General features: G+C 63.8%; 18 protein-coding genes and 2 pseudogenes. 14 read left to right on the top strand and 6 right to left on the bottom strand.

Annotated elements, in window-relative coordinates:
- Positions 1–48 precede the first annotated feature (48 nt).
- The gene (locus MFF62_RS07515; RefSeq protein ID WP_238261749.1) at positions 49–420 is read right to left on the bottom strand and encodes a DsrE family protein; all 372 of its coding nucleotides are present in this window, start codon (positions 418–420) and stop codon (positions 49–51) included.
- A gap of 159 nt (positions 421–579) precedes the next feature.
- A complete protein-coding gene (locus MFF62_RS07510; protein ID WP_238261747.1) occupies positions 580–1,479 on the bottom strand; it encodes a LysR family transcriptional regulator in 900 nt (299 codons plus the stop codon).
- A gap of 135 nt (positions 1,480–1,614) precedes the next feature.
- Between MFF62_RS07510 and MFF62_RS07505 the strand changes: the two genes are divergently transcribed.
- From MFF62_RS07505 to MFF62_RS07495, 3 genes are read left to right on the top strand one after another with little or no spacing between them, the layout of a single operon-like run.
- On the top strand, positions 1,615–2,541 hold the full coding sequence (locus tag MFF62_RS07505) for a pyridoxamine 5'-phosphate oxidase family protein (protein ID WP_238261745.1): 927 nt from the start codon (positions 1,615–1,617) through the stop codon (positions 2,539–2,541).
- 9 nt (positions 2,542–2,550) lie between these two features.
- Complete coding sequence (locus tag MFF62_RS07500; RefSeq protein ID WP_238261743.1) at positions 2,551–3,498, top strand: PDR/VanB family oxidoreductase; 948 nt, start codon at positions 2,551–2,553, stop codon at positions 3,496–3,498.
- A 10-nt stretch (positions 3,499–3,508) separates the two neighbouring features.
- On the top strand, positions 3,509–3,991 hold the full coding sequence (locus MFF62_RS07495; protein WP_238261741.1) for a hypothetical protein: 483 nt from the start codon (positions 3,509–3,511) through the stop codon (positions 3,989–3,991).
- A gap of 11 nt (positions 3,992–4,002) precedes the next feature.
- Here MFF62_RS07495 and MFF62_RS07490 read toward each other — a convergent pair whose 3' ends face one another.
- Positions 4,003–4,644: a DUF1109 domain-containing protein gene (locus tag MFF62_RS07490; protein ID WP_238261739.1), complete on the bottom strand. Its 642-nt coding sequence runs from the start codon at positions 4,642–4,644 to the stop codon at positions 4,003–4,005.
- Positions 4,641–5,213 carry a sigma-70 family RNA polymerase sigma factor gene (locus MFF62_RS07485; RefSeq protein WP_283205320.1) on the bottom strand — a complete coding sequence of 191 codons (573 nt, stop codon included), beginning with the start codon at positions 5,211–5,213 and terminating at the stop codon, positions 4,641–4,643. Before MFF62_RS07485 ends, MFF62_RS07490 begins: the two co-directional genes overlap by 4 nt.
- Positions 5,214–5,471: 258 nt before the next feature.
- On the opposite strand from MFF62_RS07485, the gene MFF62_RS07480 reads away from it, so the two are divergent.
- The 3 genes from MFF62_RS07480 to MFF62_RS07470 all read left to right on the top strand — a co-directional run bounded on the left by MFF62_RS07480 (position 5,472) and on the right by MFF62_RS07470 (position 7,272).
- Positions 5,472–5,774, top strand: a complete 303-nt coding sequence (locus tag MFF62_RS07480) for a pentapeptide MXKDX repeat protein (RefSeq protein ID WP_238261735.1) — start codon at positions 5,472–5,474, stop codon at positions 5,772–5,774.
- Positions 5,775–5,851: 77 nt separating this feature from the next.
- On the top strand, positions 5,852–6,478 hold the full coding sequence (locus MFF62_RS07475; RefSeq protein ID WP_238261733.1) for a cytochrome b/b6 domain-containing protein: 627 nt from the start codon (positions 5,852–5,854) through the stop codon (positions 6,476–6,478).
- Positions 6,479–6,498: 20 nt separating this feature from the next.
- Positions 6,499–7,272 (top strand): molybdopterin-dependent oxidoreductase, encoded by a 774-nt coding sequence (locus MFF62_RS07470; RefSeq protein ID WP_238261731.1) that lies wholly within the window; start codon positions 6,499–6,501, stop codon positions 7,270–7,272.
- A 12-nt stretch (positions 7,273–7,284) separates the two neighbouring features.
- Here the strand turns inward: MFF62_RS07470 and MFF62_RS07465 are convergent, their stop codons facing one another.
- On the bottom strand, positions 7,285–7,488 hold the full coding sequence (locus MFF62_RS07465) for an EamA family transporter (protein WP_238261729.1): 204 nt from the start codon (positions 7,486–7,488) through the stop codon (positions 7,285–7,287).
- Between the two features lie 461 nt (positions 7,489–7,949).
- Positions 7,950–8,012: pseudogene (locus MFF62_RS30870) on the bottom strand (hypothetical protein); the annotation flags it as partial.
- Between the two features lie 145 nt (positions 8,013–8,157).
- On the opposite strand from MFF62_RS30870, the pseudogene MFF62_RS07455 reads away from it, so the two are divergent.
- From MFF62_RS07455 to MFF62_RS07420, 8 genes and pseudogenes are all read left to right on the top strand, one after another.
- Positions 8,158–8,820: pseudogene (locus MFF62_RS07455) on the top strand (ABC transporter permease subunit); the annotation flags it as partial.
- 315 nt (positions 8,821–9,135) lie between these two features.
- Entirely contained in the window at positions 9,136–10,194 is a 1,059-nt protein-coding gene (locus MFF62_RS07450) for a porin (RefSeq protein WP_238261728.1), read from the top strand.
- Between the two features lie 235 nt (positions 10,195–10,429).
- The gene (locus MFF62_RS07445; protein ID WP_404990703.1) at positions 10,430–11,617 is read left to right on the top strand and encodes an alpha/beta hydrolase; all 1,188 of its coding nucleotides are present in this window, start codon (positions 10,430–10,432) and stop codon (positions 11,615–11,617) included.
- Between the two features lie 43 nt (positions 11,618–11,660).
- Positions 11,661–13,367, top strand: a complete 1,707-nt coding sequence (locus tag MFF62_RS07440) for an AMP-binding protein (RefSeq protein ID WP_238261724.1) — start codon at positions 11,661–11,663, stop codon at positions 13,365–13,367.
- Positions 13,368–13,380: 13 nt separating this feature from the next.
- A complete protein-coding gene (locus MFF62_RS07435) occupies positions 13,381–14,259 on the top strand; it encodes a VOC family protein (RefSeq protein WP_238261722.1) in 879 nt (292 codons plus the stop codon).
- Positions 14,256–15,416, top strand: a complete 1,161-nt coding sequence (locus tag MFF62_RS07430; RefSeq protein ID WP_238261720.1) for an FAD-dependent monooxygenase — start codon at positions 14,256–14,258, stop codon at positions 15,414–15,416. The genes MFF62_RS07435 and MFF62_RS07430 overlap by 4 nt, the downstream gene beginning before the upstream one ends.
- Positions 15,413–15,862, top strand: coding sequence for an acyl-CoA thioesterase (locus MFF62_RS07425; RefSeq protein WP_238261719.1), 450 nt, complete (start codon positions 15,413–15,415; stop codon positions 15,860–15,862). The genes MFF62_RS07430 and MFF62_RS07425 overlap by 4 nt, the downstream gene beginning before the upstream one ends.
- A 21-nt stretch (positions 15,863–15,883) precedes the next feature.
- The gene (locus MFF62_RS07420; protein ID WP_238261717.1) at positions 15,884–16,642 is read left to right on the top strand and encodes a maleate cis-trans isomerase family protein; all 759 of its coding nucleotides are present in this window, start codon (positions 15,884–15,886) and stop codon (positions 16,640–16,642) included.
- Positions 16,643–16,703 lie beyond the last annotated feature (61 nt).

The following is a 16,703-nucleotide window of genomic DNA, read 5'->3' as shown; positions in this document are numbered from 1 at the left end:
TGAAAGCGATCGCTCACGCGTCTTCGTGCGGGAATACCGTGGGGGATCTCAGAACGAGAAGACGGTGAAGCCGTCGGCGGAAATCTGGGCGATGCTGGGCAGGCCAGAGGTGCCCGGGACGCTGTTGTCGGTGATCAGGTCGAAGCCGACCTTCTCCGCATCTTCGCGGGCACCGAACACATCGGCGCAGCCGCAGGAAACGCCGGCTACCTTGTCTTCCACAGCCTTGAATAGCGCGTGGATGGGATGATCGGCCTTGGCCAGGACACCGGGCCAACGGGTGCCGGTCCCCTGGAAATAGATACCGACTTCGATACCCTTCTGCTTGAAATCGTAGGCTGCCGCCAGTCCGTTGAACATGCGCCCGAGCGCGTCTTCACCGGCCTTGGGATCGGACAGGATGATGATTGCTGCTTTCATGGAAATCTCCCGCAATAGTGGATGGATTGGGTTGTCCTGGCCTGGTCATTCATTGCGTCAGGCGTTGGATGAGCCCAGTCTAGGCATTGACTATTGCGAGTGAAACGGCGCGATACTCAATTGATTCTTTCGCGCGGCGTAACGATATTCAGATGGCAGTCAATTCAGGTGCGGGTTGGTGCGCAGGTGCTCGACGAGCACGTCGATGAAGTTGCGCACCTTCGATGATCCGTACTTGCTTTCCCGGTGCAGGACATGGACGGGCCACGGCGATTCTTCGTAATCGGCCAGCACGATCTTCAACCGCCCATCCGCCAGCTCGTCGGGAATCATGTACGACAGCAGCCGGCAGACGCCGAGGCCCGAGACGGCAGCCTGAATGGCAGCATCGTTGCTGGTGACCGTCAGGCGCGGCGCTGTCTTGACCATCGTGGGATCTTCCGCCGCCCCAAACTTCCATTCACCGCGCGGTGAAACGCCGATCGCCGAGATGATCGTGTGCCGGGCCAGGTCGGCAGGATGTTTCGGCACGCCATTCCGCGCCAGATATTCCGGCGACGCACAGACCAATCGCCGCACCTGGCCAACGCGAAGGGCTTTCAGGCTGGAGTCGGGAAGATGGCCGATACGGACGGCCACGTCGACGCCTTCGTCCATCAGGTTTACCAGCCGATCGAGGAAATAGGCCGACACCTCGACCTCCGGGTAGGCCTGCAGAAAGCGCACGATGCAAGGCATGACGTAGTGCTTGCCGAACAGCACCGATGCGGTGACAGACAGGTTGCCGCGCGGCGCGGAGTTGATGCCGGCCGCCCCTTCGTTGGCCTCCTCGATGCTGGCGAGGATGTGGCGGCAGTCGTCCAGATAGCGCCGGCCCGCTTCCGTGAGTCGTACGCTGCGCGTGGTCCGTAGCAGCAGCTTCACACCCAGACGCCCTTCCAGGGCGGAAACCGCGCGTGTAATCGCTGCCGGCGACAAGTCCATGCGGCGCGCAGCCGCCGCAAAGCTCTCCTCTTCCCCGACAGCGACAAAGACGGTCATCAGGTGGATCTGGTCCATCCATTACTCCCCGCGAAATTATGACTTGCGCCTGGCACTATTTCTTTCGCTACGCATTATTTCGCAGAATGATCGTGCCAGCAATTGGCGTCACCAAAGCGAATTCCACCCGGACCCATTGATCAGGAGGCGTCCATGCGCGATACCAGTCCCTTTCACGCCGGAGAGCGTTACGTTCAACAAAGCGCCGGCGAAACCAGCATTGCCGAACGCAATGCGACGCTGGTAACCGACACCGTGATAGGCGGCGCGCGGCCCTTCATCGCAAAGCAAACGATGGTCGCGGTGGCCAGCACCGATCCATCGGGTCGCCTCTGGTCCTCGCTGCTGTTCGGCGAGCCGGGGTTCGTCAACACGGGGGACGGCAGCGCGATTCAGATCAACGTGCCGCTTGCCGAACGGGATGAGCACGATCCCGTCTGGGCCAACGTCGAACAGAACAAGGACCTCGGCATGCTGTTCATCGAACTGAGCACGCGGCGGCGATACCGCGTGAACGGTACCGTGAACCGGCTGGACGACGCTGGGGCAGACGTGGTCATTCGCGAGGCCTATCCGAACTGCCCGAGGTATATCCAGCGGCGCCAGTTGAAGCAGGTGGGCACCGTGCGCAAGTCCACGACGGTGGTCCATGGCACGTCGCTGACCAGCGCGGTCGAAGGGATCGTGCGTCACGCTGACACGATCTTCGTGGCAAGCCGGCATCCAGAGACGGGCGCTGATGCCTCGCATCGCGGTGGCGCGGAGGGCTTTGTCCACATCGTCGACGCGTCGACACTGCGTATCCCCGATTTCAACGGCAACAGCCTGTTCAATACGTTCGGAAACTTTGCGGTCGACCCGCATGCGGGCCTTTGCATACTCGATTTCTCTCGCGGCCAGGTGCTTCAACTTACTGGGACAGCATCAGTGCTATGGGATCAGGACGATCCCACAAACGAAACCGGCGGCACCGGACGTTACTGGCAATTCCAGATCAAGAAATGGATTCTGCGAGAAACACCCCAACCGCTGGATTGGGAATATTTCGATGCATCGCCCTTCATTCCGCGCCAAGGTTGAGGTCAGGTCATGTCCTATGTCATTAAACAGATCGTGGACCTCGGTGGGGCGGTCAAGGCATTCCACATCCGGCGTGTCGATGGTGGGCCGTTGCCCGAGTGGCAAGCTGGCGCGCATATCACCGTGATGTTCGACGCGGTGGATGGCAGCAGGTACGAGCGGCGCTATTCCCTGATTGGCGTGCTAGGGCAGGGCGATGTCTATCAGATCGCCGTGCAGCGTGAAGCGGAGGGAAAAGGCGGCTCCCGATGTCTGCATGACGAGTATGCGGTGGGCGACGCCATCGACATCGCGGGGCCGTTCAATGGCTTTCCGCTACTGGCCACGAAGGCGACATCCCGCGTCACGCTCCTGGGTGCCGGCATCGGCGTCACGCCGATCCTGTCGATGGCCCATGCGCTGCGGGCCCAAGACATACCCTTCGACGTGCACTACCTTGTGCGCAGCGAAGAGCGTGCGGTGTTGCTGGAAGCGCTATCCGATGCAGTCGATGAGACCGTTGTGCCTCACCTCTCGCAACACGCCGGGCGTGCGGACGTCACCGCGATGCTCGGGGCGTATGAAGCCGGGCGCGAACTTTACGCATGTGGCCCGATTGCGCTGATGCAGGCGTTAGCCAAGGCCAGCGAAGCGCTGGGGTGGCCCGCCAGCGCCTTGCATTTCGAGAGTTTTGGCGCGCGTAGCCAGCATGAGTCTCACGCACTGAAGGTGTACTTGTCCCTTTCCGAAGTGTTCGTCGATGTGCCGCGTGGCGTGTCCGTGCTTGACGCATTGATTGGCGCGGACGCCTTTGTCTCATACGACTGCAAGCGCGGCGAATGCGGGCAATGCTATACGCGCGTGGTTGAAGGCGCGCCCATTCACCATGACATCTGCTTGACGGAAGAGATGCGTGCACAAGGCATGTGTACGTGCGTGTCCTGGGCGTCAGAGCAACTTCTCGTTCTCGAACTCTGAGGCCATCGGAATGGAAAACCTCGTGCAGAACTGGGAAATGCTCGGTGAATTCAAGGCTGGTGCCCAGACGATGGCTTGCATGTCGGAGCTGGTGCGGGAAGGCAGCGTGGGCAAGAGAACGACCATCAGCATCGCACTCTATCTGGCACGGCGCGGATACGGCCTTTCGTTCATGGAGCGGCTGCTGGCCATGGGAAGGGAGGCGGGCATCAATGGGGCGGAAATGACAGCCAACCTGCAGGGCACCAGCCACGATGCGAAGATCACGGAGTGCCTGCGCTTCGTCAAGGCGCTGCTTGATGACTCGATGTCACCACGGCGCGTCGATCTTGGCAGGATGATCGAAGTCGGCTACACGCAAGCCGATGTGCTGCAAGTGATGGCCCAGGTGGATCTGAGCATCTTGCTGGACCGTATGGCTACCGCCGTTCACATGGCGAAGGAGCATGCGCGGGAGCTCTTGCCCGTTAATGCGCAGTCCTGCCCGCAATAGTTGCCACCAAATTACCACCGCAGCAGACGGGGCCCCAGCAGCGCGCCCACGACGGTGGGCACCAGCATGCCCAGTACGTACCACACGCCCCAGAACGCCACACCCATCTCCGGGCAGTGCAGGCAGTAGACCAGCGTGGCGATGGCGCCGGACAGCAGACCACCTACGGCGCCGGTCAGCCGCAGCCGCGTGGGCGCCAGTGCGCGCAACGCCCAGAAGACCGCGATGAATGCCGGCACGGACAGCATGGCAATGGCGAACGGGCAGATGCGCCAGGTTTGTCCCAGTATCGCCGCCGCGCGTTCGCCGGCCGGCGTTGCCGCCAGCACGTAGGCGGCGCCAAGCCAGACGGCGGCGAACGGCGCCGAAATGCCTGGCCAGCCGGCGGCGGTGGTCATGCCGGGACGCGCCAGCCGGGTAACCATCCACAGTGACCCCAGCAGCAACGACAGCGGTAGCGCCACCTTGGCCCAGAACAGCGGAGTGACGGCGACTTTGGCCAGGTCGGCGCGGAAATGCAGCGTGGCGGCCAGCAGCACGATGGCGGCCACCAGCCCCGCCGCGATGGCGACGCCAAAACGCCGGCGGACGGCGTACCGTTCCACTGGCGTGACGCCGGTGGCAAGCATGGAAATCAGGTCGTCCGTTTTCATCGTGTTCCTCGGATCATTGCCGCGAGCGCCTTCAGCCCGCGATGCACGCCCACCTTTACCGCCGATTCCGACATCCCGGTCATCTGCGCGGTCTCGCTGACCGATAGTCCCTCCAGCTTGACGTGGACGATCGGCAGGCGCTGTCGGTCCGGTAGCTGGTCCAGCAGCAGGTTCAGGTCGCGCCTGGCCTGCGCCGGTTCCAGGTCGGACGCCGCCGCCATATCCTCGGCCGCATCCAGCGGATCGTTCAGTGCATCGTGCCGCCCGTGTGCCCGGAAATGATCGGCAAGCTTGTACCGGGCAATCGCATGGACCCATGCCGTCAGGGGCTGCCCGGGCAGATAGGTGTGGCGCGCGTTGTGCACGGCCAGCAGCACTTCCTGGGTCAGGTCCTCGACGTCGCCCGCCTGCTGCGGCAGCCGGTTGCGGAAATAGCCGCGCAGCATGGTGGCCAGTTCGGTCAGGAATTGCGCATACGCTCCCTGGTTGCCCGCCAGCCCGCCCGTAAACAGGTCGAGCAACCGGGACTCCCGCTTTTTCAGTACATCCTGTTCGTCAGTTCGTTCCACCGGGCGCGTTGGTTACACCGACCACGTTGATTTGCGCGAATTCTACGCTGGGACTGCGATCGTGTGTGTTGCAAGGCGCTTTGCCGTCGACGCGCCCGAAAAAATTCTCGCGGTGCTGTAACCGGCCAGGCCAGTGCGGCGAATTTCTCACCAGACGCACACATCCCGTGTGAATCTGGTGCCCGCCGGTCACGGCGCGGCGCGAAGTTTCGGCAACCGGGACGCTCCCGGTTCAAGGCAAAGCAATAAGGAGTCGAGATGAACAAAACCCTAGTCGCCGTGGTTTCCGCAATGTTCCTGATGGGCGGTACCGCCGCATTCGCACAGACCGGTGGTTCGATGTCCAAGGACGCGATGTCGAAGGACAGCATGTCGAAGGACGCCATGTCCAAGGATGCGATGTCCAAGGACCACATGTCGAAGGATTCGATGTCCAAGGACGGCATGGCGAAGGACAATATGTCGAAGGACGCGATGTCCAAGGACAAGATGGCCAAGTCGAAGTCTCACGACAAGATGGGCAAGGACGGCGATGCCATGTCCGGCGGCATGAGCAAGTAAGGCTGGACCAGCAACCTCGACCAGGCACCGTTGGCGCCTGACCGCCAACGGTGCCTGGTCTATTGAAGGAGCGCGACATGGCTCACTCATATGACGCTGCGGACGCCCGCGTCGCCCCACGCAAGATCCAGCCTGGCTGGGTGCGCATCTCGCACTGGCTCAACGCACTGGCGGCCCTGGTGATGATGCTGTCCGGCTGGCGCATCTATAACGCATCGCCGGTGTTTCCGCCGTTCCGCTTTCCGGGCGACATCACGCTGGGCGGATGGCTGGGCGGCGCGCTGCAATGGCACTTCGCGGCCATGTGGCTGCTGTTCTTCAACGGCATCTTCTACCTGGCGATGAATCTCGTCACGGGTCGCCTGGCACGTAAGTTCTTTCCGCTGGGGCCGCGCGCGGTGCTGGACGATCTGGTCGCCGCCTTGCGCGGACGCCTGTCGCATGCGGACCTCAGCCACTACAACGCGGTGCAGAAGCTCGCCTACTTGGGGGTGATGGCGGTGCTGCTCGTGCTGGTGCTGTCCGGCATTGCCATCTGGAAGCCCGTGCAGTTTCCGTTGCTGCGCGACATGATGGGAGGCTATGACTTCGCCCGCGTGGTCCATTTCTGCGCCATGGCCTTGCTCGCCGCCTTTATCGTGCTGCATGTGGTGATGGTGGCGCTGGTGCCGCGTAGTCTGCTGACGATGATCCGCGGACGCTGAAACAACCTGGAGCATCCGTCGTGAATCCCAAATCTTCCAGACCCACTGTCGACCTCAAGTCGGTGGCGATCGATGTGCGCCGTGAACTCGAATTACCGTCACGGCGCCTGTTCGGCAAGCGCATCCTCACGCTTGGCGGCCTGACCATGCTCACCGGCTGCAGCCTGACCGACGACGCGTCGGTCGAGACGTTCCTCTCGCGCGTGTCGCGCATGAACGATCGCGTGCAGGCATGGCTGTTCGACCCGAACCGCCTCGCGCCGACCTATGCCGAAGCCGACATCACGCGCCAGTTCCCGTTCAATGCGTTCTATGGGATCGAGGAAGTCACCGTGGTGAACGGCGACGACTTCCGGCTCCAGGTTGGCGGGCTGGTTGGCAACAAGAAAAGCTGGTCCCTCGACGAGCTGTATGCCTTGCCCAAGGCCGAGCAGATCACGCGGCATATCTGCGTGGAAGGCTGGAGTGCGATCGGACGCTGGGGCGGCACGCCGTTTGCCGGCTTCCTGCAGCGCATCGGCGCGGACACCACGGCAAAGTATGTGGGGTTCCGGTGTGCCGACGACTACTACGAGAGCATCGACATTGCCACGGCGCTGCACCCGCAGACCTTGCTGACGTTCACGTACGACGGCGAACGCCTGCCGCCCAAATACGGCTTTCCGATGAAGCTGCGGATGCCGACCAAGCTCGGCTACAAGAACCCCAAGCACATCATGGAGCTGTTCGTGACCAACACCTTCCCGGGCGGCTATTGGGTGGACCAGGGGTACAACTGGTTTGGCGGTTCCTGAGGCAGTGACACGTCAAGCCTGCCTGCGCGATACCACGAGGATGAAGAGCAGCGCGGCGGCGATCCATGCAATGCCGATGGACTGCCATGTGGAGAGCGATTCCTTCAGGATGGCTGCGCCGGCCAGCAGGCCCACGACCGGCACCAGCAGCCCGAACGGTGCCACCTGATTGGCAGGGTGGCGCTTGAGCAGGCTGGTCCATAGGCCGTATGCCATGACGGTGGCAAACCAGCCAAGATATGCGGCGCCGGACCACGCGGCCAGCGAAGCATCGACCCATCGCTGCTGGGCGGGGGCGCCATCGTGATCTGCTCGACGAGCAGGGGGTCGTCGAGCGTGACCTGGTCGTCGACCCATCGCGACATGTGGGCGCGCAGCGTGGCAAGCCGGTTGCAGTTGCGCCAGCGCGCGGCCGTCGTTTCGTCGTACTCCACCTGTCCGTAGATGAACGGGTAGCGGAACTCGCGCCAGTTCTGCGGCTTGACGATGACCTGCTGTGCAGACGGGCGCAGGTGCAGTCGCTTGCCCCAGTCAAGGGACACCGCCGCGCCCTCGAACAGGGAATCAGGCACAGGCTTGATGCGTATGCGCAATTGCTGGCGCACGAAGGCTTCGTTGACGAAGTAGCCGCGCCGGCTGGCGGGCGTCAGGAAACCGTCCTGCACCAGTTGCTCGTACACCAGCACCACGGTGTTGCGTGAAACCTTCAGCAGCTTGCTGAGTTCACGTGACGAGGGCATCGGCTCGGTGGGCAGTTGCGCGCCGTCCAGCAGGGCGTTGAGCAGGTCCACCACGTCAGCAGCAGGAACGGCAGTACCGGTGCGAGGCTGGACCACACAACGAACTGTATGGGGTTGTAGGCGGGGTAGCGTCGCTGCAGGTGGCGCGCCGCAGGCCGTCTGGGTCCAGTTCATCGAGGTGCTGACGGAAGGCTTTGCCGACGCCACGCTGCTGACACATGTGGGATGGAGCGCGATGCGCGTCTTCGGCGCCTTTGTGCTGGCCGTGCTCACGGCGGTGCCCGCCGGCGTGCTGATGGGCGTGAACCGCGTGGCACGCGGGCTGCTCGATCCGCTGGTGGAGTTCTACCGTCCGCTGCCGCCGCTGGCCTACCTGCCGCTGGTGGTCATCTGGCTGGGCATTGGCGAAGGCTCGAAGGTGGTGCTGATCTACCTGGCGATGTTCGCGCCGCTGGCGTTGAGCGCGCGTGCCGGGGTGCGCTCGGTAGCGATCGAGCAGATCCACGCCGCATACTCGATGGGCGCAACGCGCTCGCAGGTGCTGTGGCATGTGATTGCGCCCGCCGCGCTGCCGGACATTCTCACCGGCATGCGGATCGCCATCGGATTCGGCTGGACCACGCTGGTGGCCGCCGAAATGGTCGCGGCAACCGCGGGGCTTGGCTTCATGGTCCTGAGCGCGTCGAAGTTCATGGTGACCGACGTCGTCATCATGGGCATCCTCGTCATCGGCGCCATGGCGCTGGGGTTCGATGTGGCCATGCGCTGGCTTGAACGCAAGCTGGTGCCGTGGAAGGGTCGGGCGTAACGCTGCACACGGTCTGAGCGGAGCGACGCTCCGCATCCGCCAGTTCGCTAAAGGTTGGGAAAGCCCCCGGCTCGAAACCGGGTGGCTTCCCAACCTTTTTGCATTGGCGGGGCCCGGGCGGGACAGGCCGCTCGGCGCCATCTCCGCAAAGCTGGGGAAAACCATTATTTGACTGGGTGTCAAAAACTCCGTACCTTTAATTGTGTGGATGTCAATTTACGTGGTGCCGTAGCGCATGCCCCCATGCCCGCCGCGCAAGGACAGCACATCGCAGGCTGTTTCAGGCCGCGATCGAAGACACATAACGGAGGAGCAATGAAACGAAGCCTGGCCATCGCCGGTGCGCTGTTAGCCACCGGCGCGACCGCGCACGCCCAGTCGTCCGTCACGCTGTACGGCGTGGCGGATGCGGGGATCGAATACCTAAACCATGTACCGAATGCCGCCAAGCAGCCGTCCAGCCTGGTGCGCATGACGTCGGGCAACATCGCTGGCAGCCGCTGGGGCTTGCGAGGCGTGGAAGACCTGGGCGGCGGGCTGAAAGGCGTGTTCCTGCTGGAAGGGGGCATGGTGCTCGATTCCGGCATGGCCGCGCAGGGCGGGCGTCTGTTCGGGCGCCGTGCCTACGTCGGCCTGGACACGCCATACGGCCAGGTCACGATGGGGCGCCATCACAACCTCACGTTCGACCTGATCATCGGCTTCGACCCGATGTTCTTCGCGCCCAAGTATTCGTCGTACTCGCATGACACGTGGCTGGCGGGACGCACCGATAACGCCGTGAAGTACACCGGCAAGTTCGGCGGCCTGACCGCTGCGGCGCTCTACAGCTTTGGCGTGGACTCGACGATTGCCAATGGCAGTGAAGTGCCGGGCAACAGCCGGGTGGGCCGCGAAATGAGTGCGGGATTTTCCTACGACATGGGCAAGTTCCGCGTGGCCGGTGTGTTCGACCAGCTCAATGGCACGTCCGCCGCCACGGCCGCGCGGACCGAGCGCCGCTACGTTGCTTCGGCCGCGGCAGACTTCGGCCCGGTATCGGCCTACTTTGGCTATCGGCGGCTGGTCAGTCAGATCCTGGCGTCGATGTCCCGGACGGACCTGTTCTGGACCGGTGCCACCTACAACTTCAGCCAGGCCTTTGCGCTGACCGGCGCGGTGTACAAGACCAACGACCGTACATCGGCAAAGGATCCGATGTCGCTGGTGATGTCCGCCGACTACCGGTTCTCGAAACGCACCGACGCCTACCTGTCGGCCTCGTACACCTTGAACAAGGGTGGTTCGGCGCTGAGTGCCAACGGGTATGACGGCTCCGTGATCGCCGGCGCCAATCAGTTCGGCGCCGTCATCGGCCTGCGGCACAACTTCTGATCGTTGTCGACTGGACGCGCCGGCTGGGTCGCGTCTTGCGGGTGTGCCGCGTCCGTGGCACACCTTTTTTTCCCGATGTCGCCCCACCCGACAACCTTCCGGAATTATTTGACAGCATATCAAATAAATACTAGATTATTGAGACGGTCGCATTTACGAAGGAGACAGCGTGACTGAACAAGAGAAGCCGCAAGTAACGGCAGGGATGCGAGGCGCCTCATGGGATGCCCGCCTGATGGATCGCCCGTATCAGATGGTGCCCTATGCCTTGGGCACGGCCGATGGACAGCGCACGCTCGGCTTCCTGTTCAGCGTCACCGGCAAGGAGAAGACGGTCGTATCGCTGATGCATCCGCGCGAGATGGCGATCACCCACTACCTGGTGCCCTTCGTGCTCGATGCCGGATGTGCCTGCTGGGTGCAGGGCCCGCGCTCGATCGGCAATGACCTGCGCCTGGAGCACGAACTGGCGCTGTTCGATGTCGCGGCGGGCATGACGCATCTGCGCGATCTCGGCTATGAAAAGATCGTGCTGCTCGGCAACTCGGGCGGCGCGGGCCTGTACATGTTCTACAACCAGCAGTCGCTGACGCCGCGCGAAATGCGCGTTGCCCGTACGCCGGGCGGCCGTCCGACCAACCTGGGCGAGCTGCACATGCCGGAAGTCGACGCGTTCATCCTGGTTTCGCCCCACCCCGGGCAGGGCAAGCTCCTGATGAGCGGCATCGACCCGTCCGTCACGGATGAAGACGACCCCATGCAGACTGACCAGGCGCTCGATCCGTTCTCGAAGGCCAACGGCTTCGACGCGGAAACCGGCAAGGGACACTATGCGCCCGAGTTCATCGAACGATACCGCGCCGCGCAGACCGAGCGCGTTGCGCGCATCGACGCCCGGGCACGCGCCATGCTGCGCGCCAAGCACGAAGCGCGGCAGCAGTTGAAGGCCGGTTCGGCCACCGATGCCGACCGCCGGCTGGCGGCCCATGCGCCGATCTTCGAGGTCTGGCGTACCGACGCCGACCTGCGCTCCTGGGACATCTCGCTGGACCCGTCCGACCGCAAGACGGGTTCGCTGTGGGGCAAGGACCCGTTTGTGTCCAACTGGGGCAGCGTGGGATTCGGGCGCGTCGTCACACCGGAATCCTGGCTCTCCACGTGGTCGGGCTTGTCATCGAACGCTGCACTGGACAAGACGCTCGGCGCGTTGCACCAGCCCACGCTGCTGCTCGAATACACCGGCGATCAATGCACGTTCCCGCAGGATATCCGGGCCATCTACGACCAGATCCCGGCGCAGCAGAAGCGGCACATTCGCGTGCGCGGCAACCATCACGGGATGGCGCTGAGCCGCGATGAGGAGCCTGGACAGCGCATTGCGGGCCGTCATATCGTCGAATGGCTGCGTGAATCGATGGTCTGAGCGGCAGCGCCGGCCATCCATACCAATAAAGAGGTAGACAAAGATGCTGCAACCCACCCACGTACGCCCTTCCGTGTTGCTCGACGGCGTGCGCTATCCCGATGAAGATCGCCTTCGCCGCTATGTGGGCGAGGGCTACCTGTCCGGCGAAACGCTCGTCGGTGCCTTCCGCCAATCGTTCGGCGACCACCATGACCGACTGGCGCTGGTGGGCCCGGAGGGCGACTTCACCTATCGTGAGCTGGACGAACAGACCGACCGCCTGGGGGCCGCGCTGCTGGCGCTGGGCCTGCGCCCGCTCGACCGTGCCGTGTTCCAGTGCGGCAACAGCAACGAGCTGCTGTTCGCGTTCTTCGGCTGCCTGAAGGCGGGCATCATCCCGCTGTGTTCGCTGCAGGCGTTCCGCAAGCTGGAGGTGGGCTACCTTGGAAACCTGTGCGAGGCACGCCTGCATTTCGTGCAGGGCGACGATTCCAAGTTCGATGACGTGGCGTTTGCCGAGGAGATGCAGGCGGAAGTGCCGAGCCTGCAGTTCATCCTGCAGGCGCGCGGCGAGCGCCGTGGCCGCGCCGTGCTGCTGGCCGACCTGATCCGCGACATGCCGCTGGCGCGTGCCCGGCAGTTGCTGGACGAAGTCAACCACGAGCCGTTTCAGGCGGCGGTGTTCCAGTTGTCGGGCGGCACCACGGGCGTGCCGAAGATCATCCCGCGTTTTCAGAACGAGTACCTGTACAACATGCGCGCGGTTGCCGCGTGCAACGGGTATTCCTCCGACGACGTGCTGTTCTTCCCGACGCCGTACATGCACAACCTCAACATGGGCTGCTTCTTCGGGCCGTTCCTGTTGAGCGGTGCCAAGGTGACGGTGGCCCCGGATATCGGCGAGGACACGCTGCAGGCAATCGTGCGCGACCACGAGCCGACCTGGTTCGGCGTGGCCGGCCCGATCCTGAACCGCATCGCGCCGGTGTTGTTGCGCAGCACCCCGGCGGTCAAGGCACGGCGCAATTTCATCGCGCCCAAGAATGCCGTCAACCTGACGCGTCTGACGGGCTCGCCGACCCACCACATCTTCGGCATGACCGAGGGCGTCATTATGTTCACGCGCCCGGAAGACCCGGCGGAGATCCGCGAGCAATCGATTGGCTATCCCGTGTCCGATGCCGACGAAGTGCGCATCGTGCATCCCGGCACCGAAGACCCCGTGGCCGATGGCGAGATGGGCGAAGCGTTGTTCCGTGGGCCGTACACGATCCGTGGCTACTACAAGTCCGAGAAGGAAGACGTTACCCGCTTCACTGCCGACGGCTTCTATCGATCCGGCGACCTGATGTCCGCGCAGGTCGTCGACGGCAAGCGCTACTTCTTCTTCCGTGGCCGCATCAAGGACGTGGTGGATCGTGGCGGCGAAAAGATCAATGCCGAAGAGCTGGAGAACGTCATCAACCAGCATCCCGCGATCCTGGCATCGGCGGTGGTCGGCATGCCCGACAAGGTCTACGGCGAACGCGTCTGTGCGTTCGTGCTGCTCAAGCCGGTGGCAACGGCCGCGAGCCTGACCCTGCCTGAGCTCACGCAGTACCTGGAGCAAGCCGGCCTGGCCAAGTTCAAGTGGCCCGAGCGGCTGGAGGTCATCCCCGAGTTCCCGCTGACGGCATCGGGAAAGCTCAGCAAGGTTCTGCTGCGTGACCGCATCGTCCAGATGCTGCGCACCGAGGCAGGCACGGTCACCGACACCCAAGCAAAGTGAAGAAGGAAGAGACATGAACCATTCCACGCAAGGCGCTCAAGCCAACGTACCCGTCGTCGCACTGCATGGCGTGCATCATACCGCCCGTCCCACCTGGAAGCTTGCGGAAACCGTGCACTTCTACCGCGACCTGCTGGGCCTGCCGCTGGTACACGCCATCTCGGCAAAGGGTTGGGGGCCTGACAACCACGCGGACTTCCTGCACTTCTTCTTCGAGAGCGGCAACGGCAGCACCATCGCGTTCTTCTACTACATCGGCACCGAGCGGCCGGAGTGGCTGACCGTGCGCGAGCACTACCAGGATCGTGCCACCCACACTGCATGGCGCGTGCGCGACGAGGCAGAGCTGCTGCAATGGCGCCAGCGCGTGGAGGCCGTTGGCATTCCGCTGCGCTATCAGATCCGCCATGAGGTCATCGAGTCAATCTACTTCAACGATCCGAATGGCTACCCGATCGAGATCACGTGGCAGGTGCGCCCGTTCAGCGATGCCGACATGCAGGATGCCGCGTTCACGATCGACTCGGCCATCGAACTCGAACGCGCCCGCGACAAGGGTGCGGAATTTGCCTCCATCGAGTCGGTCTGGCAGCGCAAGGCCGAGCGCATCGAGCAGGCCGTGCCGAGCAGCGGCAAGGCGTCGGTCTACGTGCTCGACGTGCCCGAGTTCGCACCGCTGATCGATGTGGCTCGCAAGACCGATGGCTACCAGACCACGGCAGTCGGCAATGGCTATGTGCGCATCGACGGCAACCCGACGCTGCAATTCCGCCGCAAGGAACTGGGTTTCAAGCCTGCGGTCTGGTACGGCGCGTTGACGGGTGGCCTGGCGGGCAACATCCGGCAGTTCGACATGGATGCGCTGGTGGTGGCACCGGGAGACGCGCAATGAAGGTCGCGATCATTGGCGGCGGACCTTCGGGTCTGTTCCTGTCGATCCTGCTGAAGGAGCGCATGGCGGATGTCGACATCGACGTCTTCGAACAGAATCCCGAAGACGCGACGTTCGGCTTCGGCGTGGTGCTGGCCGATACCGGCATGTCGAACCTGCGCTCGGCGTCGCCGGTCGTGGTGGACCGCCTGGCGCAGGCCATGCGCTTCAACGACCAGCATTCGATCGTCAGCCACGAGCATCCCATCGTCATGAAGAAGCCGGGCGCCGGCGGCGGCGCCATTCCGCGCATCAGCCTGCTGTCGGTGCTGCAGACGCGTGCGAAGGAACTCGGCGTGCGAGTCGCCTACAACCAGCGCATTGCCGATTTCGATGCGCTCGATGCCGACATCGTCGTCGGTGCCGACGGCATCGGCTCGCAGTTGCGCGCGGCCAACGAAGAGGCCTTCGGCACGACGCGGCGCATGCTGACGAACCACTTCGCGTGGTTCGGCGTGGCCAAGCCTTTCACCAGCCCGGCGCTGGTCTTCCGCAAGCACGAGGGTGGCTACTTCGTGGCTCATTACTACCCATACTCGGATTCGATGAGCACGTTCGTGGCCGAGTGCGATCACCAGACCTGGGTGGACTTCGGCATGGAGGAAATGAGCGCGGAAGCGCGGCAGGCCCTGTTCGAAACCGTCTTCGCCCCGGAACTGGCCGGTCACGGGCTGGTGTCGAACAACTCGATCTGGCGCCAGTTTCCGGTGATCCTCAATGCCAACTGGCATGTGGGCAAGCAGGTGCTGATTGGCGATGCGCTGACCAGCGCACATTTCTCGATCGGCTCGGGTACCCGGATCGCCATGGAGGACGCCATGGCCCTGGCCGATGCCATCGTCGCTCACCCCGGTGACGTGCCGGCCGCGCTGGAGCAGTACGAGGCCGTGCGCAAGCCGGAGAAGGCCAAACTGATCAGTGCCTCGGAGGCGTCCTACAACTGGTACGAGCGCATCCGGGAATGGATGGATCTGCCGACGCCTCACGAGTTTGTGTTCCGCTTCATGACGCGTACTGGTCGCGTTGACGCCGAGCGCCTGCGCGCGCAGTTTCCCGCGCTGATGGCCGAACTGGCCGCCGGCGGTGTCGCGTCCGTGGCGGCCGCTGGCCAGTCATGATGCGTGCCACAGAGTATGTGCTCAGCGATAGCCCGTTCGTCGTCAGGCGGACGGTGCGCTGGGGCGATTGCGATCCGGCCGGCGTGGTCTACACGGGTCGCTTCACCGACTACCTGCTTGGCGCGGTCGGCCTCTACACCGCGCACATGGCGGGCGGCGAGGGCAGGTTGGGCGAGGCCCACGGCGTCGGCACGCCATGCAAGGCCATGCGCTTCGAATTCATCGGCACGCTCTGGCCTGACGATGTCATCGATATTACCTGCAGCGTCGAGGCCATCCGTACCCGATCGTTCGACATCCGCTGCCGTGCTCGCCGGCCCGATGGCACGCCGGTCTTCGACGCGATGTTCTCGCCGATCTGCGTGCGGCTGGACCGCCGCGAAGGCACGCCCATTCCCGACTCGCTGCGCGCGGTGCTGAACCGCTTCCTGTCGCCAGCCCCCTGAACTGTTTTCCGGAATTAATCCATGTCGAAGTATCGAATCGGGCAGATCGTGCCCAGCTCCAATATCACGATGGAGCGCGAAGTCCCCGCCATCTTCCAGTCGCGCATGCAGGTGCTGCCCGAGCAATTCAGTTTCCACGCGAGTCGCGTGCGCATGCATCGCGTGGTGGCCGAGGAGCTGGAGCGGATGAACCGTGACATGGGCCGCTGCGCGCTGGAACTGGCCGATGCGCGCGTGGACGTCATGAGCACGGCGTGCCTGGTAGCCACCATGTGCATGGGCAAGGGGTATCACCGCCAGGTCATCGAGGATCTCGGTGCCGCCCTTGGCGATGCACCGTACCGTCCGCAGATCATGACGTCGGCGGGTGCGTTGGTGGAGGAATTGAAGGACTTCGGCGCGCGGCGCATCTCGCTGATGGCGCCCTACAGCGATGCGCTGACCCGGACCGTGGTCGAGTACATCGAGCACGAGGGGATCGAGGTCAAGGACGTGATCAATTTCTCGATCCTCGACAACCTGGAAGTCGGTGAGCGCGACCCGCTGCAGTTGCTTCAGGACGTCAAGCGCCTGGACACGCGCGGCGTCGACACCGTGGTCTTGTCCGCCTGTGTGCAGATGCCGTCGCTGGCGGCCATCGAGCCCGCACAGCAAGCGCTGGGCATTCCGGTGACATCGACGGCGGCCTGCACCGTGCGGCAGATGCTGCGCCGGCTCGGGCTGGAAGCCACGGCGCCGGGTGCCGGCGCCTACCTGGGCAGCCAGACCGGGCTGCGCTGAGCTTCCGCCCATCCACAAGGCAGCCGCCCACGAAAGGCGGCGCCACGACCACGGAGACCCC

The organism is Cupriavidus pauculus, from assembly GCF_022179805.1.
Taxonomy (GTDB): domain Bacteria; phylum Pseudomonadota; class Gammaproteobacteria; order Burkholderiales; family Burkholderiaceae; genus Cupriavidus; species Cupriavidus pauculus_E.
Note: the sequence above shows the minus strand (reverse complement) of the source record. Positions and strands in the feature narration are given on the sequence as shown.

Bases quoted from the DNA above. Each gene is read 5' to 3' on its own strand.
- MFF62_RS07515 (WP_238261749.1), bottom strand. From the start codon at position 420: ATGAAAGCAGCAATCATCATCCTGTCCGATCCCAAGGCCGGTGAAGAC.
- MFF62_RS07510 (WP_238261747.1), bottom strand. From the start codon at position 1,479: ATGGACCAGATCCACCTGATGACCGTCTTTGTCGCTGTCGGGGAAGAG.
- MFF62_RS07505 (WP_238261745.1), top strand. From the start codon at position 1,615: ATGCGCGATACCAGTCCCTTTCACGCCGGAGAGCGTTACGTTCAACAA.
- MFF62_RS07500 (WP_238261743.1), top strand. From the start codon at position 2,551: ATGTCCTATGTCATTAAACAGATCGTGGACCTCGGTGGGGCGGTCAAG.
- MFF62_RS07495 (WP_238261741.1), top strand. From the start codon at position 3,509: ATGGAAAACCTCGTGCAGAACTGGGAAATGCTCGGTGAATTCAAGGCT.
- MFF62_RS07490 (WP_238261739.1), bottom strand. From the start codon at position 4,644: ATGAAAACGGACGACCTGATTTCCATGCTTGCCACCGGCGTCACGCCA.
- MFF62_RS07480 (WP_238261735.1), top strand. From the start codon at position 5,472: ATGAACAAAACCCTAGTCGCCGTGGTTTCCGCAATGTTCCTGATGGGC.
- MFF62_RS07475 (WP_238261733.1), top strand. From the start codon at position 5,852: ATGGCTCACTCATATGACGCTGCGGACGCCCGCGTCGCCCCACGCAAG.
- MFF62_RS07465 (WP_238261729.1), bottom strand. From the start codon at position 7,488: ATGGCATACGGCCTATGGACCAGCCTGCTCAAGCGCCACCCTGCCAAT.
- MFF62_RS07450 (WP_238261728.1), top strand. From the start codon at position 9,136: ATGAAACGAAGCCTGGCCATCGCCGGTGCGCTGTTAGCCACCGGCGCG.
- MFF62_RS07445 (WP_404990703.1), top strand. From the start codon at position 10,430: ATGGATCGCCCGTATCAGATGGTGCCCTATGCCTTGGGCACGGCCGAT.
- MFF62_RS07440 (WP_238261724.1), top strand. From the start codon at position 11,661: ATGCTGCAACCCACCCACGTACGCCCTTCCGTGTTGCTCGACGGCGTG.
- MFF62_RS07435 (WP_238261722.1), top strand. From the start codon at position 13,381: ATGAACCATTCCACGCAAGGCGCTCAAGCCAACGTACCCGTCGTCGCA.
- MFF62_RS07430 (WP_238261720.1), top strand. From the start codon at position 14,256: ATGAAGGTCGCGATCATTGGCGGCGGACCTTCGGGTCTGTTCCTGTCG.
- MFF62_RS07425 (WP_238261719.1), top strand. From the start codon at position 15,413: ATGATGCGTGCCACAGAGTATGTGCTCAGCGATAGCCCGTTCGTCGTC.
- MFF62_RS07420 (WP_238261717.1), top strand. From the start codon at position 15,884: ATGTCGAAGTATCGAATCGGGCAGATCGTGCCCAGCTCCAATATCACG.